General features: G+C 71.1%; 21 protein-coding genes, 2 pseudogenes and 1 riboswitch. Of the genes and pseudogenes, 12 read left to right on the forward strand and 11 right to left on the reverse strand.

Annotation, left to right across the window (positions count from 1 at the left end):
- From PXH83_RS04220 to PXH83_RS04235, 4 genes are read right to left on the reverse strand one after another with little or no spacing between them, the layout of a single operon-like run.
- Positions 1–654 carry a DUF6286 domain-containing protein gene (locus PXH83_RS04220; RefSeq protein ID WP_274556788.1) on the reverse strand — a complete coding sequence of 218 codons (654 nt, stop codon included), beginning with the start codon at positions 652–654 and terminating at the stop codon, positions 1–3.
- Positions 651–1,067: an Asp23/Gls24 family envelope stress response protein gene (locus PXH83_RS04225; RefSeq protein WP_274556790.1), complete on the reverse strand. Its 417-nt coding sequence runs from the start codon at positions 1,065–1,067 to the stop codon at positions 651–653. Before PXH83_RS04225 ends, PXH83_RS04220 begins: the two co-directional genes overlap by 4 nt.
- A 7-nt stretch (positions 1,068–1,074) precedes the next feature.
- Positions 1,075–1,266, reverse strand: a complete 192-nt coding sequence (locus PXH83_RS04230; protein WP_274556794.1) for a hypothetical protein — start codon at positions 1,264–1,266, stop codon at positions 1,075–1,077.
- Positions 1,267–1,310: 44 nt separating this feature from the next.
- Positions 1,311–1,772 carry an Asp23/Gls24 family envelope stress response protein gene (locus PXH83_RS04235; protein WP_274556796.1) on the reverse strand — a complete coding sequence of 154 codons (462 nt, stop codon included), beginning with the start codon at positions 1,770–1,772 and terminating at the stop codon, positions 1,311–1,313.
- Positions 1,773–1,865: 93 nt separating this feature from the next.
- On the opposite strand from PXH83_RS04235, the gene PXH83_RS04240 reads away from it, so the two are divergent.
- Positions 1,866–2,564 (forward strand): hypothetical protein, encoded by a 699-nt coding sequence (locus PXH83_RS04240; protein WP_274556798.1) that lies wholly within the window; start codon positions 1,866–1,868, stop codon positions 2,562–2,564.
- A gap of 322 nt (positions 2,565–2,886) precedes the next feature.
- Here PXH83_RS04240 and PXH83_RS04245 read toward each other — a convergent pair whose 3' ends face one another.
- The 4 genes from PXH83_RS04245 to PXH83_RS04260 all read right to left on the reverse strand — a co-directional run bounded on the left by PXH83_RS04245 (position 2,887) and on the right by PXH83_RS04260 (position 6,852).
- Positions 2,887–3,678 (reverse strand): enoyl-CoA hydratase/isomerase family protein, encoded by a 792-nt coding sequence (locus tag PXH83_RS04245; RefSeq protein WP_274556800.1) that lies wholly within the window; start codon positions 3,676–3,678, stop codon positions 2,887–2,889.
- Between the two features lie 128 nt (positions 3,679–3,806).
- Positions 3,807–4,028, reverse strand: a complete 222-nt coding sequence (locus PXH83_RS04250) for a helix-turn-helix domain-containing protein (RefSeq protein ID WP_006123601.1) — start codon at positions 4,026–4,028, stop codon at positions 3,807–3,809.
- Between the two features lie 364 nt (positions 4,029–4,392).
- A complete protein-coding gene (locus PXH83_RS04255) occupies positions 4,393–5,991 on the reverse strand; it encodes an ABC-F family ATP-binding cassette domain-containing protein (protein WP_274556808.1) in 1,599 nt (532 codons plus the stop codon).
- Positions 5,992–6,090: 99 nt separating this feature from the next.
- Complete coding sequence (locus tag PXH83_RS04260; protein WP_274556811.1) at positions 6,091–6,852, reverse strand: hypothetical protein; 762 nt, start codon at positions 6,850–6,852, stop codon at positions 6,091–6,093.
- A gap of 180 nt (positions 6,853–7,032) precedes the next feature.
- Between PXH83_RS04260 and PXH83_RS04265 the strand changes: the two are divergent.
- Both PXH83_RS04265 and PXH83_RS04270 read left to right on the forward strand, forming a co-directional pair.
- A pseudogene (locus tag PXH83_RS04265) lies at positions 7,033–7,266 on the forward strand (neutral zinc metallopeptidase); the annotation flags it as partial.
- Between the two features lie 130 nt (positions 7,267–7,396).
- Positions 7,397–7,798 (forward strand): VOC family protein, encoded by a 402-nt coding sequence (locus PXH83_RS04270; RefSeq protein ID WP_274556813.1) that lies wholly within the window; start codon positions 7,397–7,399, stop codon positions 7,796–7,798.
- A gap of 7 nt (positions 7,799–7,805) precedes the next feature.
- Here the strand turns inward: PXH83_RS04270 and PXH83_RS04275 are convergent, their stop codons facing one another.
- The 3 genes from PXH83_RS04275 to PXH83_RS04285 all read right to left on the reverse strand — a co-directional run bounded on the left by PXH83_RS04275 (position 7,806) and on the right by PXH83_RS04285 (position 11,423).
- Positions 7,806–9,158 carry a hypothetical protein gene (locus PXH83_RS04275; RefSeq protein WP_274556816.1) on the reverse strand — a complete coding sequence of 451 codons (1,353 nt, stop codon included), beginning with the start codon at positions 9,156–9,158 and terminating at the stop codon, positions 7,806–7,808.
- A gap of 385 nt (positions 9,159–9,543) precedes the next feature.
- Positions 9,544–10,671, reverse strand: coding sequence for an alpha/beta hydrolase (locus tag PXH83_RS04280; protein ID WP_274556818.1), 1,128 nt, complete (start codon positions 10,669–10,671; stop codon positions 9,544–9,546).
- Positions 10,672–10,727: 56 nt separating this feature from the next.
- Positions 10,728–11,423, reverse strand: coding sequence for a class II aldolase/adducin family protein (locus PXH83_RS04285; RefSeq protein WP_274556821.1), 696 nt, complete (start codon positions 11,421–11,423; stop codon positions 10,728–10,730).
- A 177-nt stretch (positions 11,424–11,600) separates the two neighbouring features.
- On the opposite strand from PXH83_RS04285, the pseudogene PXH83_RS04290 reads away from it, so the two are divergent.
- From PXH83_RS04290 to PXH83_RS04330, 9 genes and pseudogenes are all read left to right on the forward strand, one after another.
- A pseudogene (locus tag PXH83_RS04290) lies at positions 11,601–12,340 on the forward strand (lysozyme).
- A 146-nt stretch (positions 12,341–12,486) separates the two neighbouring features.
- Positions 12,487–13,743 carry an inorganic phosphate transporter gene (locus PXH83_RS04295; RefSeq protein WP_274556823.1) on the forward strand — a complete coding sequence of 419 codons (1,257 nt, stop codon included), beginning with the start codon at positions 12,487–12,489 and terminating at the stop codon, positions 13,741–13,743.
- An 11-nt stretch (positions 13,744–13,754) separates the two neighbouring features.
- Complete coding sequence (locus PXH83_RS04300) at positions 13,755–13,979, forward strand: hypothetical protein (RefSeq protein ID WP_274556826.1); 225 nt, start codon at positions 13,755–13,757, stop codon at positions 13,977–13,979.
- 196 nt (positions 13,980–14,175) lie between these two features.
- Positions 14,176–14,258: riboswitch (cobalamin riboswitch) on the forward strand.
- Positions 14,259–14,387: 129 nt separating this feature from the next.
- Positions 14,388–15,353 (forward strand): cobalamin biosynthesis protein, encoded by a 966-nt coding sequence (locus PXH83_RS04305; RefSeq protein WP_274556828.1) that lies wholly within the window; start codon positions 14,388–14,390, stop codon positions 15,351–15,353.
- A 35-nt stretch (positions 15,354–15,388) separates the two neighbouring features.
- Positions 15,389–16,921, forward strand: coding sequence for a cobyric acid synthase (locus tag PXH83_RS04310; protein ID WP_274562665.1), 1,533 nt, complete (start codon positions 15,389–15,391; stop codon positions 16,919–16,921).
- On the forward strand, positions 16,918–20,568 hold the full coding sequence (gene cobN / locus PXH83_RS04315; RefSeq protein ID WP_274556830.1) for a cobaltochelatase subunit CobN: 3,651 nt from the start codon (positions 16,918–16,920) through the stop codon (positions 20,566–20,568). Before PXH83_RS04310 ends, cobN begins: the two co-directional genes overlap by 4 nt.
- Before the next feature lie 157 nt (positions 20,569–20,725).
- A complete protein-coding gene (locus PXH83_RS04320) occupies positions 20,726–22,738 on the forward strand; it encodes a putative cobaltochelatase (RefSeq protein ID WP_274556833.1) in 2,013 nt (670 codons plus the stop codon).
- Positions 22,738–23,337, forward strand: coding sequence for a cob(I)yrinic acid a,c-diamide adenosyltransferase (gene cobO / locus PXH83_RS04325; protein WP_274556835.1), 600 nt, complete (start codon positions 22,738–22,740; stop codon positions 23,335–23,337). The genes PXH83_RS04320 and cobO overlap by 1 nt, the downstream gene beginning before the upstream one ends.
- On the forward strand, positions 23,331–24,686 hold the full coding sequence (locus tag PXH83_RS04330; RefSeq protein ID WP_274556837.1) for a cobyrinic acid a,c-diamide synthase CobB: 1,356 nt from the start codon (positions 23,331–23,333) through the stop codon (positions 24,684–24,686). The genes cobO and PXH83_RS04330 overlap by 7 nt, the downstream gene beginning before the upstream one ends.
- Positions 24,687–24,700: the final 14 nt, after the last annotated feature.

The following is a 24,700-nucleotide window of genomic DNA, read 5'->3' on the forward strand; positions in this document are numbered from 1 at the left end:
TCACCCCTTCTTGTCCGGGCGGCCGACGTGCACGGACAGCCTTGGCGGGTCGTCGAGGCCGAGCTGCCGGATACCGACACCGAGCGCGGTGTCCAAGTCGCTGCGCACGTCGTCGAGTTGACGGAAGTGGGACACGGCGTTCACGGAAACCTTGGAGCGCCCCACCTGCACCCGTACGGACTGCACGCCGGAGACCTCCATGGCCCGGTCGCGCAGCACGAGCGCCGCCGCGGACCGGTCGAGCCCGGCCCGTACATCCTCCGAGGGCCGCCTCATCGGCAGAATCGCCCGCAGGCCGGGCGTCACGGCCAGGACCAGCAGCCACAGGCCGAGCGCCACGGCGATGCCCGCCCCGGTGAATACCCACGTGTCGTCCAGGGGCCGGGTCGCGAGGTCGTCCGCCAGCTCGCGGCGCCAGCGCATCGCGGGGTGGTCGGCCCGTACAGCGGCGATGTCGTACAGCAGCAGACCGGCGGCGCCGAGCACCACGAGGGCGAGCAGCCCGGCCGGCACCCGGCGTTTGGACCAGAAGCGTCCGGTCTTCCCGTCGTCGTCGTCCCCGAGGGTCGGCACCGGGTTGAAGTCCGCGGCGGACGCGGACTGTTCGCGTTCGACGACAGGGAGCCGCCGCGTCGTGCTGTCGGGTTCACTCATCGGATCCTCCCGCGGTCCGCGCGGCGTGCCTGGGACGCCGAGTGGAGGCGCTCGACCTGAACCGACACCTCGGGCACTTCCATCCCCGCCAAGGCCTTTACCCGCTGCGCGACTTGGCGACGCACTGTGCCGCACTGCCCGCCGATGTCGGAGGGATAGCCGAGTTCGAGACTGATCCGTACCCGCGCCGTGTCATGGCGCACGGTCACCGCGGCGTGCGGCTCCTTGCCCCTGTCCCTGCCCGGCTGGTCGTCGGGCGCCTGGGCGAGCGCCTCGCGCGCCGCCTGTGCGGCGATCTTCGCGACGACCCGGTCGGCGATACGCGTCGCACCGCGCTCGGCGGCCGCGACCCGGCCCGCTGGGGCCTCCCCGGCCGGGACTTGACCATCAGCGACCCGACCGGCGGCGCCCACTCGCGGGTCACCTCTGCCGTTCGCCGCGCTCGCGGACACGGAAGAAGTCGCCGGGTTCGAGGTCGCCGTCGGCGAACCGGCCGAGTACGTAGCCGATCGCGCCAAGGGCCGCCACCAGCAGAAAGGCTCCGAAGCCACCGAAATACCCGGCGAACCCGAGCGCCATACCGGCCAACAGGCCGACCACAGCCATGCTCATCCTGCGCTCCTCCTCCTAGTGGGCTGTCCTACGGAACAGGCGGCCTACTGGATACGTGGCTCGGGCTCTTCCTCTTCCTCTTCGGGCAGCTTCACATCGCTGACCGCGATATTGACCTCGACCACTTCGAGGCCGGTCATGCGTTCCACGGCCGAGATGACGTTCTCGCGTACGGCGCGGGCGACATCGGCGATCGAGACGCCGTATTCGACGACGATCTCCAGGTCGAGCGCCGTCTGCACCTCGCCGACCTCGGCCTTCACGCCCCGGGAGACGGCTCGGGCTCCAGCTCCGGCACCGGCACCCGGCACCCGGTCGCGTACTGCGCCGAAGGTCCGGGAGAGGCCGCTGCCCATGGCGTGGACGCCGAGTACGTCGCGGGCCGCGAGGCCGGCGATCTTCTCCACCACTCCGTCGGCGATGGTGGTACGGCCACGGGCACCCGGATCGCCGCCGCCCCGCTTGGTCACGGAGGTCTTCTTGGTCTCGTCGCTGGTGTCAGTCATCGCCGTTCGTCCCTTCCGAGCGGTACTGGACTCCATTGCCCAGATTAGGCTCGGTTGCCCGATCTCGCGCCGCGAGTGCGGCAGGCTGGAGGTATGGCACCTGACGGATTGACTCGGGCAGTACGGCAGCGACTGGGCCTGGGCAGGCTGCTGCCGCTGGGTGGGGCGGCGGACGGCGCGTGGCTGGCGGAGCAGGCGGCGGACTCGGTATTGCGGCGCGCGGCGAGGGAGGTCGCGGGGGTGTCCCTGGGGACGCTACGGATCGGGCTCGCAGATCCGGAAACGGTCGAGGCCCCCGCCGTACCTCCGCCGCCGGGGGCGCTGCCGCCCGGCCCGCTGCGTATCGATGCGGATTTCGCGGCCACGGCGGACGAGCCGCTTCCGCTGACGGCGGAGGGGCTGCGCGAGGTGTTGTGGGAGGTGGCGTCGGGCCGGCTGGGGCTCGTGGTCACGGAGGTGGACCTGCGGGTGACGGACCTGCTGGATGCGGGGCCGGGTGGTGCGGCGCGGGACTCTGCGGCGGCCGCGGCTCCTCCGGAGGAGGGAGAGGCGGGGCCGCAGGCCGGCCCCCAGGCCGTCGTGGCCTCGGCAGCGGCGGCCGTCCCCGGGGTGGCGCGGCTGACCAGCACGCTGGGGGCGCCGGTGCATATCGCCGAGGGCCATGTGCGGGTGGAGCTGGCGACGGCGGCGGGGCGCAACCCGGTGGAGGTTGCGCGGGCGGTGCGGGAGGCGGTGGCCGTGGCCCAGGGCGGGCGCGTGACGGTGACTGTGGTGGTGACGGCCGTCGACTGAACGGGGTGCGCCTGCGGCGGGTTTGTTCCCCACCCCGCCCCTTCCCGCTGTGACACTCTGCGGCTGCCGCCGCGTGAGGGGCTCCGCCCCGGACCCCGTGTCCTCAAACGCCGGACATGCTGAAAGATTCAGCCCGTCCGGGGGTCTGGGGCTTGCCCCCAGCTTCGGGAAAGGGGCGGGTAGGGGAAAGCGCCGCAGGCAACCCGCACCCGGCGCCGTCCACCACTACCCGCACCGAGCAGCACACACCCACCGGCTGCCCGCGCCTAGGGGGGGTGTCCGGTCGATCTCCGCGGCGTCGCGGGGCTCGACCGGACACCCCCTAATCCGCGAGCCCCGCCAAGTCGCGCAGCCTGCGCGCCTGCGCCGCCCGCTCCGCCACGCGCTGCTCCTCGTACGTACGGTCAGCCGCCCCCCGGAGCAGCGCCTTCGTCTCGATCACCGCATCCCGCGGGGCAGCCAACAGCGCGCCCGCCAAGTCCCGTACCGCGCCGTCGAGTTCCTCGGCGGGCACGACGAGGTTGGCGAGGCCGATACGCTCCGCCTCCGCCGCGTGGACGAAGCGTCCCGTGGCGCAGATCTCCAGCGCGCGGGCGTACCCGACGAGGCCCGTCAGCGGGTGCGTACCGGTGAGGTCGGGGACGAGACCGAGGCTGGTCTCGCGCATGGCGAACTGCACGTCCTCGGCGACGACCCGCAGGTCGCACGCGAGGGCGAGCTGGAAGCCCGCGCCGATGGCGTGGCCCTGTACGGCGGCCACGGTGACGAGGTCATTGCGCCGCCACCAGGTGAACGCGTCCTGGTACTCGGCGATGACCTTGTCGAGGTCTTCGTCGGAACCACGTGCGAGATCGAGGAAGGACGGCTCACCGTCGAACCCCTCGGGGGTGAACGCCTGCCGGTCCATGCCGGCGGAGAAGGACTTGCCCTCGCCGCGCAGCACGACGACCCGCACGTCGCCCGGAAGTGACCGTCCGGCTTCCGTCAACGCCCGCCACAGAGCGGGAGACTGGGCGTTGCGCTTGGCCGCATTGGTAAGGGTCACCGTGGCAACGGCGTCTTCGACGGTGAGTCGTACGCCGTCCTTGTCCAGCACAGGGTCGAGCGAAGCCATGTGGCGCCTCCGGTTCGGGTGGCAGTCGGGCAGTGCAGATAAGTGACTGCACAGTAACCACCCGGGCGATCGTGCGACCGACCGGGTGGCCACCGCCGAAACCGGTGAGCCGAGTCCGCCTGCGACCGTCAGGCCGAAGCGGCCTTCTTGCCTCGCGTCGCCCCGCCGCGTCCCCGCAGCGTGACTCCGGACTCGCTGAGCATCCGGTGTACGAACCCGTAGGAGCGGCCGGTCTCTTCGGCCAGCGCCCGGATGCTCGCACCGGAGTCGTACTTCTTCTTCAGGTCTGCCGCGAGCTTGTCGCGCGCGGCGCCGGTTACCCGGCTGCCCTTCTTAAGAGTCTCGGCCACCCGTGCCTCCTCAAGGAAGTGCGCTCTGGACTCTCATGATCACCCCTCCAGGGCTTCCTGGCCACCCATTCGGCAAGGTCCGTACAACAACGTTCCCGGACAGGAACCGCCCGCCACGAGTGGAATCAAGGGTTCCGCACGTCTCGCGCCGTACGGCCGAACGGGGGCACGGAAAGAATCACCAGGTCAGCGCCCCCAAAAGATCAGAGGGACAGAAAGGGCCCGCCCCGTGAGGGACGGGCCGCAATCCGGTGGCTGACACGCCGGGGTACGAGAGCCACTACCTCAGATGAAGGATCACCCGTAGGCCGAATGATCCAGAGGAAGTGGATCAGGAGTGGATCAGCAGTGGATCAGGGGGCACTCAGGCCAGCGCGACGAGGTCCTTGTAGTCCGGACCCCACAGGTCCTCGACGCCGTCCGGCAGCAGAATGATCCGCTCCGGTTCCAGGGCGTCGACCGCGCCCTCGTCGTGGGTGACCAGGATGACCGCGCCCTTGTACGTGCGCAGGGCGCCGAGAATCTCTTCGCGGCTGGCGGGGTCGAGGTTGTTCGTCGGCTCGTCGAGCAGCAGGACGTTGGCCGAAGAGACAACCAGGGTGGCCAGCGCGAGACGGGTCTTCTCACCGCCGGAGAGGACCCCCGCCGGCTTGTTGACGTCGTCACCGGTGAAGAGGAACGAGCCGAGCGTCTTGCGTACCTCGACGAGGTCGAGGTCGGGCGCGGCCGAGCGCATGTTCTCCAGGACGCTTCGGTCCGGGTCGAGAGTCTCGTGCTCCTGGGCGTAGTAGCCCATCTTGAGACCGTGGCCCGGGGTCACCTCGCCCGTGTCGGGCTTCTCCGCGCCCGCGAGCAGGCGCAGCAGCGTGGTCTTGCCCGCGCCGTTGAGGCCGAGGATGACGACGCGCGAGCCCTTGTCGATGGCCAGGTCGACGTCGGTGAAGATCTCCAGGGATCCGTACGACTTCGACAGGCCCTCGGCGGTCAGCGGGGTCTTGCCGCAGGGGGCGGGCTCGGGGAAGCGCAGCTTGGCGACCTTGTCGGAGACCCGTACCGCTTCGAGGCCGGACAGCAGGCGCTCGGCACGCTTGGCCATGTTCTGCGCGGCGACGGTCTTGGTGGCCTTGGCACGCATCTTGTCGGCCTGTGAGTTGAGGGCGGCGGCCTTCTTCTCGGCGTTCTGACGCTCGCGCTTGCGGCGCTTCTCGTCGGCCTCGCGCTGCTGCTGGTAGAGCTTCCAGCCCATGTTGTAGATGTCGATCTGCGAGCGGTTGGCGTCCAGGTAGAAGACCTTGTTGACGACGGTCTCGACGAGGTCGACGTCGTGGGAGATCACGATGAAGCCGCCGCGGTACGTCTTGAGGTAGTCCCGGAGCCAGACGATCGAGTCGGCGTCGAGGTGGTTGGTGGGCTCGTCGAGGAGCAGGGTGTCGGCGTCCGAGAAGAGGATGCGGGCCAGCTCGACGCGGCGGCGCTGACCGCCGGAGAGCGTATGCAGGGGCTGGCCGAGCACGCGGTCGGGCAGGCCGAGCGCGGCGGCGATGGTGGCGGCCTCGGCCTCGGCGGCGTATCCGCCCTTGGTGAGGAACTCCGTCTCCAGGCGCTCGTACTTCTTCATCGCCTTTTCGCGGGTCGCGCCCTGGCCCGTCGACATGCGCTCCTCGTTCTCGCGCATCTTGCGCAGGACGGAGTCGAGGTCGCGGGCGGAGAGGATGCGGTCGCGGGCGAGGACGTCGAGGTCGCCGGTGCGGGGGTCCTGCGGGAGGTAGCCGACCTCACCGGAGTTGGTGATGGTGCCGCCGGCGGGGGTTCCTTCACCTGCGAGGCACTTGGTGAGGGTGGTCTTGCCCGCTCCGTTGCGGCCGACGAGGCCGATGCGGTCGCCCTTGGCGATACGGAAGGACGCGTTCTCGATGAGGATGCGGGCGCCGGCGCGCAGCTCGATGCCGGAAGCGGTGATCACGGAAAAACTCCAGGGCGGTATGGACGGCGGAAGAAGGGCAGGCGGAGGTGATTCTTCGACGCCGGCTAATGCACAAGGAGAGATGCCATACGGCCCAGTCTAACGGGCGCCCGCAACCACTTTTCTGGCGCGGCCCTCTCCGCCCTCTCCGCCCGGCAGGGCATTGCCGAGCGGTCTGCGGTCGGGCACGATCCGGCCGAGATCGTCGACGGCCACCAGTTCCGTGGTCCAGGCGGCGGTTGGCCCGCAGGGCTGGGCGACCAGGAGCACGCCGCCGATGCGGGCCGTGCGGCGCGGCTCGAAGGCGCATCCCCGGGCGGCGGGCAGCACCCAGCGCAGGTCACCGTCCATGGTGCGGTACGCGGCGATGCGCTGCGGGGTGATGACGGCGAGCATGCCGGAGGAGGGGCCGAGCGACTGCAGGACGTCGGCGGCCCGGCCGGTGCCTCCGGCCGCCAGCCAGCCGGAGAGCCCCGGGACGGCGCGGTGCCAGTTGACCGTACGGCCGTGGGTGCGGGCGGTGTCGGTGACCAGGCCGTCGCTCCAGAGCGCGAAGGCGTGGCCGGGTGCGGGGCGCAGGGCGAGGGGGCGGCGGCCTTCACGGGTGTACGTCCAGTGGCGCCGGCCGGAGGCGGGGTCGTAGGCCTCTACTGCCTGCCCCTTCATGCGCAGGGCGGGGTCGGGTCGGGCGGGGGGTGTGTGGGCGGTGAGGTGGTCGCCGTACGGGGTGGGCCGGATCTGGTGGGCGGCGGTGACCAGGGGCAGGGCCAGGGTGGCCGCGGCGAGAGTGAGGATGATGCGGATGCCTCGGCGGAGGGTCGCGTTCCTGGCTGCCGGTGCCGTCGGCGTACTGGCAGTCACGGTTTCCCCCTTGTGGCGCCGCCCATGGATCAGGGACAGAACGTAGCGGCGGGGGATGTGGGGGCGGGCCGGGAGCCCGGCCGACACGGTGGCGGGGGCGGGCCGGTCCCCCATTCGGCCCTGTCCCGGTCCGCGCCGAACACCCCTGGAACAGGGCGGAAGTGGGTGAAGGCGGCGCGTACGCCCGAGAAGTCGACAGGGCCGCCGCTGGTCACCTCGCTGACGGACCAGGACATCGAGGACGGGCTCGACGCGGCGGCCGCGGTCGGTGACAACCGGATCCGGGAGCGGTCGCGGGGGCGGGTGACACCGGAGTCCTGGACGCAAGGCTCGGCGGCGCAGCGCCGGCAGTGGTTCCGGCAGGGCTTTCGTACGGGGGACGACATGGCGCGGTGCGACACCTTCGCCCGGTGAAATCGCGCGTGGAGTCCGCCCGGTGAGATTCGCCCGGTGAGACGTCTCGCCGGGGCGTTGTCAGTGGGCGGTGCAAAACTGGGATCCACGTCACATTCGGCGAGACGAGCGAGAAGAGAAGGTGGACCGCATGACCGGCGCACCGAGCATCTACCCGACGGTTCTGTACAAGGACGCGAAGGCCGCGATCAGGACGCTGAAGGACGCTTTCGGCTTCCGCGAGGTGAGTCTCTACGAGAGTGAGGACGGCTACGTCGAGCATTGCGAGCTGGCGTGCGGCAACGGCGCGGTGATGGTGGGCTCGCACGGCCGCGAGGGAGTTTTCGCCAAGGCCATGGCGAACGCGGGACCGGTCGGTGTGTACGTGGTGGTGGACGACGTGGACGCACTCCATGCGCGGGCCGTGGAGAACGGGGTGGAGATCCTGATGCCGCCGACCGACCAGGATTACGGCTCGCGGGACTTCATGGCGCGGGATGCCGAGGGCAACGTCTGGAGCTTCGGGACGTATACCCCCGACATCGGCGGCTGACTTCCTTTTACGACCCGCCGGTGTGCACCTGGAACGCCGCCCTGCGCACGGCCTTGGCGAGCGCCGGGTCCGGGTGGGCCGCGGCCAGGGCCACCAGGACCTGGACGGTACGGGGGTGTCCTATGGCGCGTACCTCGTCGAGCAGGGCCGGGACGGTCGACTGCACGGCCGCATCGAGGTGGCGTACCAGCACCTGGGTCTCACCGTGGTCGGCGACGGCCGCGGCGGTGTCCACCCAGAGCCAGGTGGACTCCTGGCGGGTGAGGACCTCGTGGGCGTCCTCGGGATCGGCGCCCTCGTGCTCCGCCAGCCACAGGAGGGCGTAGGGGCGCAGCGAGCTGTCGTCGGCCGCGGCGCGTACGTCGGCCTCCGCCGGGGCGCCGACCACGCGCAGCGCCTCGAAGGCGAGCCCGCGCAGCAGGGCGTCCTCGCCCCGGGCGGCTTCGAGGAGTTCGGTGACGGCGCTGGACACGGGGCGGGCGGCCAGCCAGGCGCGGTACTCGGCGCGGGCCGGGCCGGGGGTCAGGCGGGCGCAGCCGCGCAGCATGTCCTCGGCGGACTGCTCGATGTTGCCGGCGGGGCTCTGGGCTGCGACGCAGATCTGCTCCAGCTTGACCCACACCGCCCAGTTTCCGAGTGCGGTCAGGGTGGCGAGTCCGGGCCGGAGGGTCAGGGCGCCGACGGCGGCCATGCCTTCCAGGGCCCAGTCGAGGAGAGGGAGGAGCGGCACGTCGGGTGCGGTGGGCTCCGCGGGCGTGAGGGGCTCTGCGGGTGCGGCCGGCCCGGGGAGCGGCTGGGGTCCGTACGGGACCTCGCAGCGCTCTTCACGGAGCTCGGCGACGCGCTGCTCCAGCAGGTCCAGGAGGGCCGGTACGTGTACGGGCCCCGCCGACAGCTGAAGGAGGGAGAGAACTTGGGGGACGGCTTCGACGACCTCGGCCACTGAGGCGGCGGCGATGCCGTCGGGGGCGGGGTGGACGATCGACCAGGCGTCGAAGAGCGCGACCCAGCCGCGCAGTACCGCCGCCTCGTCGCGGTCCCAGGCTCTCAGCCGCCAGCCGGGGCGGGTGCGGTCGCCGTGCAGTTCGACGAGTCCGGCGAGCCTGGCCCTGTCCCAGGCCGCGCGTACCTGAGCCGGGGTCAGTGCGAGGTCGGCCGCGGCCTGTTCGACGGCTGCGGCCGAGAGGGCGCCGGCCTGGCCGGGCTCGGCGTGGGACTTTCCGCCGCGGAGCGACGGAGATGCCCACCGGGCGACCCGTACGGCGTCGGCGAGCACGATCCTGGCCTGGCGGGCCAGTTCCGCGGGGGGCGGAGTGCCCTCGGGGGGCCTCGGGGCCGGCCGGGTACGCCGGTTCGTCACGGCCTGGGGTCCGCCCTGAGAAGTCAGGGGGAGGGAGGCGGCGAGGGATCGCGGGCGGACAAGTCGGAGCCTGGAGTCGCGCGGGGTACGGGACGTCACGGGGAGCAGTCTCGCCGCTGACGCCCCGAAAGCCCAAACGGAACCGGGCTTGCCGCTCACGGCTGGCGCTGCGGGACTACGGGGCGGAGTACGACACCGGGACATTCCGCCCGGGGGTGGGTGCGCCGCCGAAGCTTTCCCCTCCCCTCCCCGCCCCGTCCCGAAACTGGGGGCAAGCCCCCAGACCCCCTGTACGCCCTTGGGGGTCCCCCCGGACGAAGTCTGGGGGAGTGTCCTCAGGCTCCCCCAGACTTCGTCCGTGGGGCCCCAACGGGCTGGATCAGGGCTAGATCAGGGGGGTGAGGAAGCGGCGGAGGGTTTCTTCGTAGGCCGTTGGGTTCGCGTTCCACATCGATGCGTGCGGGGCGCCGCGGACCGTGTGGAGGGTGATCAGTTCAGGGCGCAGGCGAGCAAGTTCGCGTGAGGGCTGCCACGGGGCCAGGGCGTCGTCCGGGCCGTGGAAGATCAGCACGGGGACGCTCACCGCCTCGGGGTCGGCCGCTTCGCGCAGGCGGTCGCCGTGCACGCCCGTGCTGCCCTGTACGGACCTGACCGCGAGCGGGAGCAGCGCTCCCGGGATGCGGCGGGCGGTGGCCAGCGCTCGTACCGTGGCTTCCCAGTCCAGCACCGGGGAGTCGAGCACGAGGCCGCAGATGTGGTGGCGCAGCGCGGAGTTCGCCGCGGCGTGCACGGCCATGGCGGCGCCGGTGGACCAGCCGTGCAGGATGACGCGCTGCGCGCCGTACCGCACCGCGTAGCGGATGGCGGCGTCCAGGTCCCGCCACTCCGAGTCGCCGAGGTGGCCGAGTCCCCCGGGAGGCCTCGGGGCTCCGAGGTCGCCGCGGTAGGCGAGGTCCAGGAGCGGCAGGCGCTGGTCGTGCAGGAAGCCCATGATGTTCATGGGGTGTTCCCGTGTCGTGCCGAGGCCGTGCACGGTGATCACCCAGGTGTCGCGGATACCGGGCACGAACCAGGCGGGCAGCGCGCCGAGTTCGCCCAGGACGTCCACGTCGGCGTGGTCGAGGCCGAGCGCGGCGCGCGGGTCGCCGACGTACAGCTGCGGGGTGAATCTCACCTTCGTGCCGGTGCCGAGGGTGCCGTGGCTGACCCGTTCCAGGCGGCGTACGACGGTGTCCGCGGTGTGCGGCGCGTCGTTGAGGACGGGGCCGACGACCGCGTGGACGCCGGAGCCCTCGATGCCGTACGTGCCGGGGCGCAGGGACGCCAGGCAGCGGGTCAGCGTGATCTGTCCGGCGGCGGTGGCGTGCACGGTGAGTCCGGGGTCGGAGGGCAGCGGGCGGCCGGGCGATGCGTTGAGCGCGGCGTGGCCGGCATACCGGCCGACCGCGACCGCCGCCGCCCCGACGCCGATGATTGTGGTGACGGCCACTGCCGCCGCTGTCGCCGGACGCACCGCTCCAGTGTCCGCACAGGCGGTGCGCAGGGCCAGTGGGCGGTGCCGTCCGGCGGTCAGCGGGGCTGGCCGTAGCTGCGGAGTTTCTCCTTTACCTCGTCCAGTTGCCCGCTGGAGAGCAGCGAAGGTTCGCGGCCGGGGACGGAACTCGCGGTCAGCCAGAGCCTGCACATCCACTCCAGCTGGGCGGTGCGGTCGTAGGCCTGGCCGAGGGTGTCTCCGTAGGTCACGGTGCCGTGGTTCTGCAGAAGCGCGCCGGTACGGTCCTCCAGGGCGCGGAGCATGTTCGCGGCGAGCTCCTCCGTTCCGTACGTCGCGTACGGGGCTGTGCGGACGGGGCCGCCGAGGGCCGCGGCCATGTAGTGCACGAGGGGGAGCTCGGAGACGAGGGTGGAGACGGCGGTGGCGTGGACGGCGTGGGTGTGCACGACGGCCCGGGCGGAGGTGTTGCGGTAGACCGCGAGGTGCATGGGGAGCTCGCTCGTCGGGGCGAGTTCACCGAAGACCTGTTTCCCTTCGAGGTCGACGGCGACGGTGTCCCCCGGACCGAGGCGGTCGTACGGGACTCCGCTCGGGGTTACCAGGACGAGTTCGCCGAGGCGTACGGAGACGTTGCCGGACGTGCCGACGACGAGTCCGTCCGTCACTGTCCTACGGGCCGCGTCCACGAGCTCGGCCCACGCCCGCTCGATCTCGTCCCGCCGCTCGCCCTGCGGTTCGCCCTGCCGCTCGTCCTGCCGCTGCTCAGCCATGCGGCAGATCCTGCCAGCCGTGGGCGGCGAACTGTAGTGCGGAGCCCGGGACTCCGTAAGTCCGCATAAGAGAACTATTCACCCGCTGGGGCGGATTGGCCGGAGATCGACCGGCATCTGCGGATCTTCCAGTAGCGTCTGGGGCATTTGTCATGCACGTCGCCATCGGGGGGAAATATGGCTCGTGATCACAAACCGTTCCGCCGTGCCCGGATGATCGGGACAGCCGCCACCGTCCTCGCCCTGGGTGGCACCACCCTCGCCGAGATCCCGGTCTCGGCGGCCACCAAGCCGAAGGGGCACGACGTCTCCTCTCACCAGCGGAACGTCGACTGGCGGAAGGCGAAGAGCAAGGGCGCGAAGTTCGTGTACGTCAAGGCGACCGAGTCGCACAGCTACCGCAATCCCTACTACAACCAGCAGTACAAGGGGTCGCGCAATGCCGGCATCATCCGCGGCGCGTACCACTTCGCCGTCCCGGACAGGTCGTCCGGGAAGAAGCAGGCCTCGCACTTCGTGCGCAACGGAGGCCAGTGGCGGGCCGACGGCCGGACGCTGCCGCCGGCCGTCGACCTGGAGCACAACCCGTACGGCAGGAACAAGTGCTACGGGCTGAGCAGGCCGAAGATGGTCTCCTGGATCAGATCCTTCAGCGACGAGGTCAAGCGCCGGACGGGCCGCAGGCCGGTCATCTACACCACCACGCTGTGGTGGAACGAGTGCACCGGCAAGAGCCGGGCGTTCGGTTCGAATCATGCACTGTGGCTCGCCCGCTACAACGCGTCACCGGGTCCGCTGCCCGCGGGCTGGTCGTACTGGACGATGTGGAGTTCGACAACGGCAGCGGCAGCCTGCCGGGTGATCAGAATCTCTTCAATGGGTCGATGGCCCAGCTCAAGAGGTTCACAGGGGGCTGACGGCCCAGGAAATCGCCGCCGTTCCGGCCACAACCGGAACGGCGGCGCCGCTTTGAGACACCGCACCGCCCGCCCCAGTTCACCTTCCGTTCATCCAGGTTGCCTACGTTCCACGAGCCACTGACGTCAAACGATTGCCTGGGTAAATGGAACACATCACCTTGCTGCTCGCGATTGTGATCGTGACAGCTCTAGTGTTCGATTTCACGAACGGTTTCCACGACACCGCCAACGCGATGGCCACGACCATCTCGACCGGTGCTCTGAAGCCCAAGACGGCGGTGGCCATGTCCGCCGTGCTCAACCTTGTCGGCGCGTTCTTGTCCGTGGAGGTCGCCAAGACGATCTCCAGCGGGATCGTGACCGAAGCAGGCATCACTCCCGAGGTCATATTCGCGGCGCTCGTCGGCGCCATCCTCTGGAACCTCATGACCTGGCTGATCGGCCTGCCGTCCAGCTCCTCGCACGCCCTCATGGGCGGCCTGATCGGCGCCACCATCGCCTCGGTCGGCATCAGCGGCGTCAACGGCGGCACCGTCGTCACCAAGGTGCTCATCCCCGCGATCGCCGCGCCGCTGGTCGCCGGCCTCGCCGCGTACCTCGCCTCCCGGCTGACGTACAGGATCGGCAGGAACGCCGACCCGAAGGCCACGGCGAAGGGCTACCGCGCCGGCCAGATCACCTCGGCGGGCCTGGTCTCCCTGGCCCACGGCACCAACGACGCGCAGAAGACCATGGGCATCATCACGCTGGCACTCGTCGCCGGCGGTGTGCTCTCCCCCGGCTCCAACCCCCCGATGTGGGTCATCCTCTCCGCCGGTCTCGCGATCGCGCTCGGGACCTACCTCGGCGGCTGGCGCATCATCCGCACCATGGGCAAGGGCCTCACCGACCTCCAGCCGCAGCAGGGCTTCGCCGCCCAGACCAGCGCGGCCAGCGTCATCCTCGCCTCGTCCAACCTCGGCTTCTCGCTGTCGACCACGCACTCGTGCTCCGGTGCCGTGATGGGCGCGGGCCTCGGTCGCAAGGGCGGTGTGGTCCGCTGGTCCACCGCCACCCGGATGTTCGTCGCCTGGGGTCTGACGCTGCCGGCGGCCGGTCTGGTCGCCGCGGGTTCGGAGTTCGTCACCAAGCAGGGCGACTGGGGCGTCGCGGCCATCGCGGTCTTCCTCGTCTCCGCCTGCACCGCGATCTGGTTCATCTCCCGCCGCCAGGTGGTCGACCACACCAACGTCAATGACGTGGACGCCGACACCGAGCCGGCCGGCGTCGTCACCACCGCCATGGCAGCCGTCACCGTGCCGCCCACGGCCGGTGCCGCTGCCGCCGCCGAGGACCTCAAAACCACCATCCCGGCCCCGGCCGGCAGCTCCGCCGAGCCGGCCAGCCCGGCCGCGGTGTAAGGACAGATCGCATGAACATCGACTGGGCAGCTCTCGGCTCCGTATTCGGCGTCAGCCTCCTGGCCACCGTCTCGCTGGTGGGCCTGTTCACCCTCGGCATCGTGGGTCTCTCCAAGCAGGAGAGCGCATCGGGCCAGGGTGGCGGCTCCGCCGTCATGGCGCGCACCGGCGCGTACGCCTGCTTCGCGCTGTGCGCGGCAGCAGTGGCGTACGGCATCTCCCTGATCGTCTTCTGACGCCGGTCACGCACCACCCGGGGACCACTTCCGCACCACGCGCAACAGTCCCGGAAACCGTCCCGCGCCCCGCCTTTCACGGCCGGGCGCGGGACGGTTTCTGTGTGCCCCAACACACTCTCCCTTCGCAGGTCAACAGCAAGTTGACGGGGTTCGCGGAGCGTGGTGGACTGCCCGAGCCAATACGGCGGCAGGAGAGGAAGTCCGGTGCGAATCCGGCGCGGTCCCGCCACTGTCACCGGGGAACACAGCCAGCACAGCCCCGGGAGCCAGGAACTCTCGCCGCCGGTCACGTCGAACCAGGGCGCGGACCCTGAGTGAGGACATACCGCCATGCCCGGCTGCCGTTCAGTCATCCCTGCGAGTACGAGTACGACAGTCCTTCGAGGCGCATCGGCCTGCTGAGCCATGCGTGCCGATCGCATCTTCGCGTACGGCGCCACCGCCGGCCTGATCGGCGACCTCGTGCTCGGCGACCCTCGCCGGGCACACCCGGTCGCCGCGTTCGGGCGGGCCGCGGGCGCCGTCGAGTCCCTGCTGTGGCGTGACCACCGCGGGTGGGGCGCGGTGCACACCTTGCTGTGCGCCGGAGGCGCCGCGGGTGCCGCCGCGCTGGCTTCCCGTGCCGTACGCCGCTCCCCCGCCGCCGCTGTAGCGCTGACCGCCGCAGCCACCTGGGCCGTCGTCGGCGGGACGTCGCTGGGCCGCGAGGCGCGGGCCGTCGGGGGCGCCCTGGAGGCCGGGGACATCGACGTGGCCCGCGAACGCCTTCCCCATCTGTGCGGGCGCGACCCGCAGTCGCTGGACGCGCAGCAGATCGCCCGCGCCGTCGCTGAGTCCGTCGCCGAGAACACCTCGGACGCGGTCGTCGGCGCGCTGGTGTGGGGCGCCGTGGGCGGCGTACCCGGGCTCGTGGCCTTCCGCGCGATCAACACTCTCGACGCCATGGTGGGGCACAAATCAGCCAAATACCTGCGTTACGGCTGGGCTTCGGCCCGCCTCGACGACGTCGCCGGATGGCCCGGAGCCCGGCTCACGGCCGCCCTCGCCGTGGTCGCGGGCGGCAACCCGCGCGGTGCGGTGCGGGCCTGGCGTACGGACGCGGCGAAACACCCGAGCCCCAACGCCGGCCCGGTGGAAGCCTCGTTCGCGGGCGCGCTCGGCGTACGGCTTGGCGGGACGCTCTCGTACGCGGGGCGCGTCGAGTACCGGCCCGTACTCAATGCCACGGGACGGCCCGTCGGCGTACCGGACATCGAGCGGGCCGTGCGGCTGTCGCGCCGTGTCGGGGCGCTGGCTCTGGGGACGGCTGTCGCCGGGCGACTTGCTTTCGGCGCGCTGCGTCGCGCCGCCACTGGGGGGAGAAACGCATGAGCAGCTCATTGGGCGGGGCATTGGGCGGTGGCGCGCTGGGCGGTGGCCTGCTTGTCGCGGGGACCACGTCCGACGCGGGGAAGAGCGTGGTGACGGCGGGGATCTGCCGGTGGCTGGTGCGGCAGGGGGTCAAGGTCGCGCCGTTCAAGGCGCAGAACATGTCGCTGAATTCGTTCGTGACCCGCGAGGGCGCGGAGATCGGGCGCGCGCAGGCCATGCAGGCGCAGGCGGCCCGCGTGGAGCCGACCGCGCTCATGAACCCCGTCCTCCTCAAGCCGGGCAGTGACCGCAGCAGCCAGGTGGTGCTGATGGGCAAGCCGGTGGGAGAGATGAGTGCCCGTGGCTACCACGGGGGAAGGCAAGAAGCGCTGTTGGGGACGGTGACGGACTGTCTGCGGGAATTGCGGGGCACGTATGACGCCGTGATCTGCGAGGGGGCCGGCAGTCCGGCCGAGATCAACCTGCGGCGTACGGACATCGTCAACATGGGCATCGCACGGGCGGCCCGCTTCCCGGTGGTCGTCGTCGGCGACATCGACCGGGGCGGTGTTTTCGCTTCCTTCTTCGGTACGACGGCCCTGTTGAGCGCCGAGGACCAGTCGCTCGTGGCGGGCTATCTGGTGAACAAGTTCCGGGGTGACGTGTCGCTCCTCGAACCCGGGCTCGACATGCTGGAGGGCCTGACGGGGCGGCGTACGTACGGCGTACTGCCCTTCGCGCACGGCCTCGGCATCGACGAGGAGGACGGCCTTCGGGTGTCCTTGCGCGGCGCCGTACGGGAGCACGTCGTCGCGCCGCCGGTCGGGGAGGACGTGCTGCGCGTCGCCGTGTGCGCCGTGCCGCTCATGTCGAACTTCACGGATGTGGACGCGCTCGCCGCCGAACCGGGCGTCGTCGTGCGGTTCGTGGACCGGGCCGAAGAGCTCGCCGACGCGGACCTCGTGATCGTGCCGGGGACGCGCGGCACGGTGAAGGCCCTGGAGTGGCTCCGCGAGCGCGGGCTCGCCGGCGCGCTGGCCCGGCGAGCGGCGGAAGGCCGGCCCGTACTCGGCATCTGCGGCGGCTACCAGGTGCTGGGCGAGCGCATCGAGGACGACGTCGAGTCGAAGGCCGGGACCGTGGACGGGCTCGGACTGCTGCCGGTGCGCGTGCGGTTCGCCGTCGAGAAGACGCTGGCGCGGCCGGTCGGCAGCGCGCTGGGCGAGCCCGTCGAGGGATACGAGATCCATCACGGGGTCGCCGAAGTGCTGGGGGGGACACCGTTCATCTCTGATGACAATGGACACAGCCTGGACGGGTGCCGCGCCGGCTCGGTCTGGGGCACCCACTGGCACGGCTCGCTGGAGAGCGACTCCTTCCGGCGCGCGTTCCTGCGCGAGGTCGCCGCCGCCGCGGGGCGCCGCTACGTACCGGCACCGGACACCTCGTTCGAGGCGCTGCGCGAGGAGCAGCTCGACCGCCTCGGCGACCTCATCGAAGAACACGCGGATACAGATGCGCTGCTGCGGCTGATCGAGTCGGGCGCGCCGTCAGGACTTCCCTTCATCGCACCTGGAGCGCCCGCATGAACACTGTGCTTTTGCTGTCCACCGCCGATACGGATCTGCTGGCGGCCCGCGCCTCCGGCGCCCCGTACCGCATCGGCAACCCCACCCGTATCGACGCGGCCGGGGAACTGCCCGCGCTGATCGAGGGGGCGTCGGTCGCCGTCGTACGGCTGCTCGGCGGCAAGCGCGCCTGGGAGGACGGGCTCGCCGTCCTCAAGGCCTCCGGGATTCCGACCGTCCTGCTGGGCGGTGAGACCGTGCCGGACGCCGAGCTGATGGCCGAGTCGTCCGTACCTGCGGGCGTCGTCGCCGAGGCGCTGCGCTACCTCGTCGAGGGCGGGCCGGGGAACCTGGTCGAGCTGGCCCGGTTCCTCTCCGACACCGTGCTGCTGACCGGTGTCGGCTTCGCCGAGCCGCAGAAGATGCCCGAGTGGGGCGTGCACGGTGAGCGCGCGTACACCGAGGGGCGCCCGACGGTCGGCGTGCTCTTCTACCGGGCGCACGAGCTCTCCGGGAACACGTCGTTCGTCGACGTGCTGTGCGACCAGATCGAGGCGAAGGGCGCCAACGCCCTCCCCGTCTACTGCGGCTCACTGCGCAGCGCCGACCCGGAGCTGTACGAGGAGCTGGGCAAGGCCGACGCGCTGATCGCCACGGTCCTCGCGGCGGGCGGCACCCGGGCCAGCGACGCCTCGGCCGGCGGTGACGACGAGGCGTGGGACATCGGCGCGCTCGCCGACCTCAACGTGCCCGTGCTGCAGGGCCTTTGCCTTACGTCGTCACGCGCGACGTGGGACGAGTCCGATGCGGCGCTCTCGCCGATGGACGCGGCCATGCAGGTCGCCATCCCCGAATTCGACGGCCGGCTCATCACCGTGCCCTTCTCCTTCAAGGAGCAGGGCGAGGGAGATGTCCCGGTGTACGTCGCCGATCCCGAGCGGGCCGCGCGCGTGGCGGGTATCGCCGTACGGCACGCCAGGCTGGCGCACAAGCCGAACGGTGAGAAGCGCCTCGCGCTCGTCTTCACGGCGTACCCGACGAAGCACTCACGCGTGGGCAATGCGGTGGGTCTCGACACGCCCGCTTCCGCGATCCGGGTCCTCGACGCCCTGCGCGACGCCGGATACGGCGTCGAAGGGCACCCCGACAACGGCGACGAGCTGATCCACCGGCTCATCAACGCCGGCGGGCACGACGTGGAGTGGCTGACCGAGGAGCAGCTCGCCGCGGCCCCCGCGCGGGTGCCGCTCGCCGACTACCAGGCGTGGTTCGACAAGCTGGAGCCCGAGCTGCGCGACGGCATGCTGGAGCACTGGGGCGAGGCACCGGGCCAGCTGTACGTCGACGGTGACGAGATCGTGCTGGCGTCCCTGCAGTTCGGCAATGTCGTCGTGATGATCCAGCCGCCGCGCGGCTTCGGCGAGAACCCGATCGCGATCTACCACGACCCGGACATGCCGCCCTCGCACCACTACATGGCGGCGTACCGGTGGCTCGAAAACAGCTTCGGTGCGGACGCGATCATCCACATGGGCAAGCACGGCACGATGGAGTGGCTGCCGGGGAAGGGCCTCGGGCTGTCGGCCGGTTGCGGTCCCGACGCCGTGATGGGTGAGCTGCCGCTGATCTACCCGTTCATCGTCAACGACCCGGGCGAGGGCACGCAGGCCAAGCGGCGCGGGCACGCGACGGTCGTGGACCACCTGGTGCCGCCGATGGCGCGTGCGGACACGTACGGGGACCTGGCGAAGCTCGAACAGCTGCTGGACGAGTACGCGCTGGTCAGCGACCTCGACCCGGCCAAGGCCCCTGCGGTGCGGGCACAGATCTGGACGCTGGTGACGGCGGCCCAGCTCCACCACGACCTGCACCTCGACGAGCAGCCGGACGACGACGACTTCGACGAGTTCGTCATGCACATCGACGGCTACCTGTGCGAAATCAAGGACGTCCAGATCCGCGACGGCCTGCATGTGCTGGGCGGTGGCCCCGAGTCCGAGGCCCGGGTCAACCTGGTGCTGGCCGTACTCCGCGCCTCCCAGGTGTGGGGCGGCAAGGCCAACGCGCTGCCCGGCCTGCGGGCGTGTCTCGCCGAGCACTTCGGTCTGGTCGAGAAGGAGCTGCTGGGCGAGCCCGGTGCGGCCGTGAAGGTGGCGGACGGGCTGACCGCGCTGGTCGACGGCCCGGCGCGGACCGGCGCCGACGCGATCGACCTGCTGGAGCAGCTGTGCCGGCGGCTCGCCGAGGGCATGGAGGAGCGCCGCTGGGACGTCACGGAGGCCGCCGGCCTGGTGGACGAGGTGCTGGGCGTCGAACTGCCGGACGCGGTGGCCGTGTTGCGGTTCGCGTGCGACGAGGTCGTGCCGAGGCTTGCCCGTACGACCGACGAGATCGGCAACATCCTGCACGCGCTGGACGGCGGCTATGTGCCGGCCGGACCCTCGGGTTCGCCGACGCGTGGTCTCGTGAATGTGCTGCCGACCGGGCGCAACTTCTACTCCGTCGACCCGAAGGCGATCCCGTCGCGGCTGTCGTGGGAGGTCGGGCAGGCACTGGCCGACTCGCTGGTGGCCCGGTACCTGACGGACACCGGCGAGTACCCGAAGTCGGTCGGCCTGACGGTGTGGGGTACGTCCGCGATGCGCACCCAGGGCGACGACATCGCCGAGATCCTGGCGCTGCTCGGGTGCCGGCCGGTGTGGGACGACGCTTCGCGACGGGTGACGGGGTTCGAGGTCGTGCCGCTGGAGGAGCTGGGGCGGCCTCGCATCGACGTGACGGTGCGCATTTCCGGATTCTTCCGGGATGCGTTCCCGCATGTGGTGGGGCTCATCGACGATGCCGTGCGGACCGTGGCCGAACTGGATGAGCCGGGTGACCGCAACTTCGTGCGCGCGCACGCGGACGAGGACACCGCCGAGCACGGTGACCGTCGGCGCGCTACGGCTCGTATCTTCGGCTCGAAGCCTGGGGCTTATGGGGCGGGGCTGCTGCCGCTGATCGATGCGCGGAACTGGCGCTCGGATGCGGATCTGGCCGAGGTGTACGCGGTGTGGGGCGGTTACGCGTACGGGCGCGGGCTTGAGGGGCGAGCAGCCCGGGGGGACATGGAGACGGCGTTCCGGCGGATCGCTGTGGCCGCGAAGAATGTCGATACGCGCGAACATGATCTGGTCGATGCCGACGACTACTTCCAGTACCACGGCGGCATGGTCGCCATGGTGCGTCACCTGACGGGTGAGTCGCCCGAGGCGTATGTGGGTGACAGCGCGACGCCCGACCAGGTGAAGACGCGGACGCTGGGCGAGGAGACACACCGGGTGTTCCGGGCGCGGGTGGTCAATCCGCGGTGGATGGCGGCGATGCGGAGGCACGGTTACAAGGGCGCCTTCGAGATGGCGGCCACCGTCGACTACCTCTTCGGGTACGACGCGACGGCGGGCGTCGTCGACGACTGGATGTACGAGAAGTTGTCGAGCGAGTACGTCTTCGATCCGGAAAACCAGGACTTCATGAAGAAGTCCAACCCCTGGGCGCTGCGCGGGATCACGGAGCGGCTTCTTGAGGCCGCCGAGCGTGGGCTGTGGGCGGAGCCGGACGCGGAGACGCTGGAGCGGCTGCGGGCGACGTATCTGGAGCTTGAGGGCGACCTGGAAGGTGACGCGTGAGGGGGCCTGCGGCGGGCTTCTTTCCCCACCCCGCCCCTTCCCGACCGTGTCAATTTGCGGCTCCGCCGCGGAGGGGGCTCTGCCCCCAGACCCCCGGTCCTCAAACGCCGGACGGGCTGGATTTCGGCCCGAACAAGCTTGATCTGGAGGCTTCCTCGTGAGTACGCCTTATCCCTTTACCGCCATCGTCGGACAGGACGATCTGCGGCTCGGTCTCCTGCTGAACGCCGTCTCGCCCGCAGTCGGTGGCGTGCTCGTGCGAGGTGAGAAGGGGACCGCCAAGTCGACTGCGGTACGTGCCCTTTCGGCGCTTATGCCGCAAGTTGCCGTTGTCGCCGGGTGCCGGTTCTCTTGTGCGCCCGGGGCGCCCGACCCGGCGTGTCCCGACGGGCCGCACGAGGTCGCGAGCGGCGTGTCGCGGGCTGCTCGGATGGTTGAGCTGCCCGTCGGCGCGTCCGAGGACCGGCTCGTCGGTGCGCTCGACATCGAGCGGGCGCTGGCCGAGGGTGTCAAGGCCTTCGAGCCGGGGCTGCTCGCCGACGCGCATCGCGGGATTCTGTACGTCGACGAGGTCAACCTGCTGCACGATCACCTGGTCGACCTGCTGCTGGACGCCGCCGCCATGGGCGCGTCGTACGTCGAGCGTGAAGGTGTTTCCGTACGGCACGCCTCCCGCTTCCTGCTCGTCGGGACGATGAACCCCGAAGAGGGCGAGCTGCGGCCTCAGTTGCTCGACCGGTTCGGGCTGACCGTGGAGGTGGCCGCCTCCCGGGAGACCGATCAGCGGGTGGAGGTCGTACGGCGCAGGCTTGCGTACGACGATGATCCGGCCGCGTTTGCCGCGAAGTGGGCCGGTGAAGAGGCCGCGCTGCGGGCGCGGATCGTGGCTGCGCGGGCGTTGCTGCCAGACGTACGGCTGGGCGACGGTGCGTTGCGGCAGATAGCCGCCACCTGCGCGGCCTTCGAGGTCGACGGTATGCGGGCCGACATTGTGATGGCCCGGACTGCTACGGCTCTGGCCGCTTGGGCGGGGCGCACCGACGTAATGGCCGAGGATGTGCGGCAGGCCGCGCTGCTGGCGCTTCCGCACCGGCGTCGGCGTAATCCGTTCGACGCGCCTGGGCTCGACGAGGACAAGCTCGACGACACGCTGGAGCAGAACAGCGGATCCGAGGACGACGATCCTGATCCCGACGGGCCAGGTGGGGGCGGGCAGCCGCCGCAGGGTGATGGCGGTGCTGACGACGGCTCGTCCGACTCGCCTGATCAGCCCGGTGAGGCCGAGCCCGAGGCCGGGGAGGGGCAGCAGGCTCCCGCCGGGTCCGGTGGCGAGCAGGCTGCCGCCAGGGCGGGTGAGCCGTTCCGTACGAAGGTCCTGAGCGTGCCCGGTCTGGGCGAGGGTGCTGCGGGGCGCCGGTCCCGTGCGCGTACCGAGCACGGTCGTACGACGGGCGCCCGGCGGCCTCAAGGGGCGCTCACGAAGCTGCACTTGGCGGCCACCGTGCAGGCCGCCGCGCCGCATCAGCGGGCGCGGGGGCGCAGTGGGCGCGGTCTTGTGGTGCGCCGCGACGATCTGCGGCAGGCGACGCGGGAGGGGCGTGAGGGGAACCTCGTGCTGTTCGTCGTGGACGCGTCCGGGTCGATGGCTGCCCGGCAGCGGATGAGCGCGGTCAAGGGGGCTGTTCTTTCGCTGCTGCTCGATGCCTATCAGCGGCGGGACAAAGTGGGGCTGGTGACGTTCCGGGGGAAGGACGCGGAGCTTGTGCTTCCGCCTACGTCGTCCGTGGATGCGGCCGCCGCACGGCTGGAGATCCTGCCCACGGGCGGGCGTACGCCGCTGTCGGCGGGGCTGCTGAAGGCGCACGACGTGCTGCGCGTGGAGCGGTTGCGGGATCCGTCGCGGCGTCCGCTGCTGGTCGTCGTGACCGACGGGCGGGCGACCGGCGGGCCGGAGCCGGTGGCTCTGGCCGCGCGGGCCGCCCGGCTGCACGAGATCGAGGGTGTCGCCTCCGTGGTCGTGGACTGCGAGTCCGGGCCCGTACGGCTCGGTCTGGCCGGTGATCTGGCGCGTGAACTGGGCGGCAACGCCGTCACGCTCGAGGAGCTGCGGGCCGACAGCATTGCCGGGCTCGTCAAGGACGTACAGGGAACGAACAGGAGGGCAGCCTGATGCCGCAGGGACAGCCGAGCGTCGTACCGGAAGACGGGCTCACCACGCGTCAGCGGCGCAACCGGCCGCTCGTCGTCGTGCACACGGGGATCGGGAAGGGCAAGTCGACCGCGGCCTTCGGGCTTGCGCTGCGGGCCTGGAACCAGGGGTGGCCGATCGGGGTGTTCCAGTTCGTCAAGTCGGCGAAGTGGAAGGTCGGCGAGGAGAACGCGCTGAAGGTGCTGGGCGCGAGCGGCGAGGGCGGGTCCGTCGCCTGGCACAAGATGGGCGAGGGCTGGTCGTGGGTGCAGCGCGACTCGCAGCTCGACAACGAGGCGGCGGCGCGTGAGGGGTGGGAGCAGGTCAAGCGGGACCTGGCCGCCGAGACGTACAAGCTCTATGTGCTGGACGAGTTTGCTTACCCGATGCACTGGGGGTGGGTGGACGTCGACGAGGTGGTCGCGGTGCTGCGGGACCGGCCCGGGACGCAGCATGTCGTGATCACCGGGCGCAACGCTCCCGAGAAGCTGGTCGAGGCCGCCGACCTGGTGACCGACATGTCCAAGGTCAAACACCCCATGGACGCGGGCCAGAAGGGGCAGCGGGGCATCGAGTGGTAGCACGTCTTGTTGTCGCCGCGCCGTCGTCGGGGAGTGGGAAGACCACTGTCGCGACCGGGCTGATGGCTGCCTTCGCGGCGCGGGGGCTGTGCGTCTCGCCGCACAAGGTGGGGCCCGATTACATCGACCCCGGGTATCACGCACTGGCCACTGGGCGGCCCGGGCGCAACCTTGATGCGTACCTGTGCGGGACCGATTTGGTCGCGCCGTTGTTCGCTCATGGGGCTGCCGGGTGCGATGTGGCGGTCGTCGAGGGCGTGATGGGGTTGTACGACGGGGCGTCGGGGCAGGGCGAACTCGCGTCCACGGCGCAGATTTCCAAGCTGCTGCGGGCGCCGGTGGTGCTGGTCGTCGACGCGTCTTCGCAGTCGCGGTCGGTGGCGGCGCTGGTGCACGGCTTCGCGTCGTGGGATCCGGAGGTGCGGATCGGCGGCGTGATCCTGAACAAGGTGGGCTCGGAGCGGCACGAGGAGTTGCTGCGGGAAGCGCTGGACGCGTCCGGGGTGCCGGTGCTGGGGGCTCTGCGGCGGGGGAAGCAGGTGCGGACGCCTTCGCGGCACCTTGGGCTGGTGCCGGTCGCCGAGCGGCGGGCGGATGCGGTGGAGGCGGTTGCTGCGCTGGCGGAGCAGGTGCGGGCGGGGTGCGACCTGGATGCGGTGCTCGCCCTGGCCCGGAGTGCGCCGGAGCTCGGCGTGACTGCGTGGGAGCCCGGGGTTGCGCGGGCCGCGGACGGGCCGAGTTCGTCCGCACGGCCTGTTGTGGCCGTCGCCTCCGGGGCCGCGTTCACGTTCTCGTACGCCGAGCATGCGGAGTTGCTCTCTGCCGCCGGGGCCGAGGTCGTGCCGTTCGATCCCTTGCGGGACGAGCGGCTGCCCGACGGGACCCGGGGGCTCGTCATCGGCGGCGGCTTCCCCGAGGTGTACGCCCCGGAGCTGTCCGGCAATGAGCCGTTGCGCAAGGCCGTTGCCGAGCTGGCGTTGTCCGGGGCGCCCGTTGCCGCCGAGTGTGCCGGGTTGCTCTATCTGTCGCGGTCTCTCGACGGGCAGCCCATGTGCGGGGTGCTCGATGCGGAGGCGCGGATGTCGGAGCGGCTGACGCTGGGGTATCGGGAAGCGGTTGCGGTTTCCGACAGTTCGCTTGCCGCCGTCGGGGCTCGGATGCGCGGGCACGAGTTTCACCGGACGGTGATCGAGCCCGGGGCCGGTGCGGCTCCCGCATGGGGGATGCATCTTCCCGAGCGGCGGGTCGAGGGGTTCGTACAACAGGGTGTGCATGCCAGCTATCTGCATACCCACTGGGCTGCCGATCCCGGCATGGCCAAGAGATTTGTCGAGAGGTGTGCGGGATGAGCGGCATGAGCGGC

Source organism: Streptomyces spiramyceticus, from assembly GCF_028807635.1.
GTDB lineage: Bacteria > Actinomycetota > Actinomycetes > Streptomycetales > Streptomycetaceae > Streptomyces > Streptomyces spiramyceticus.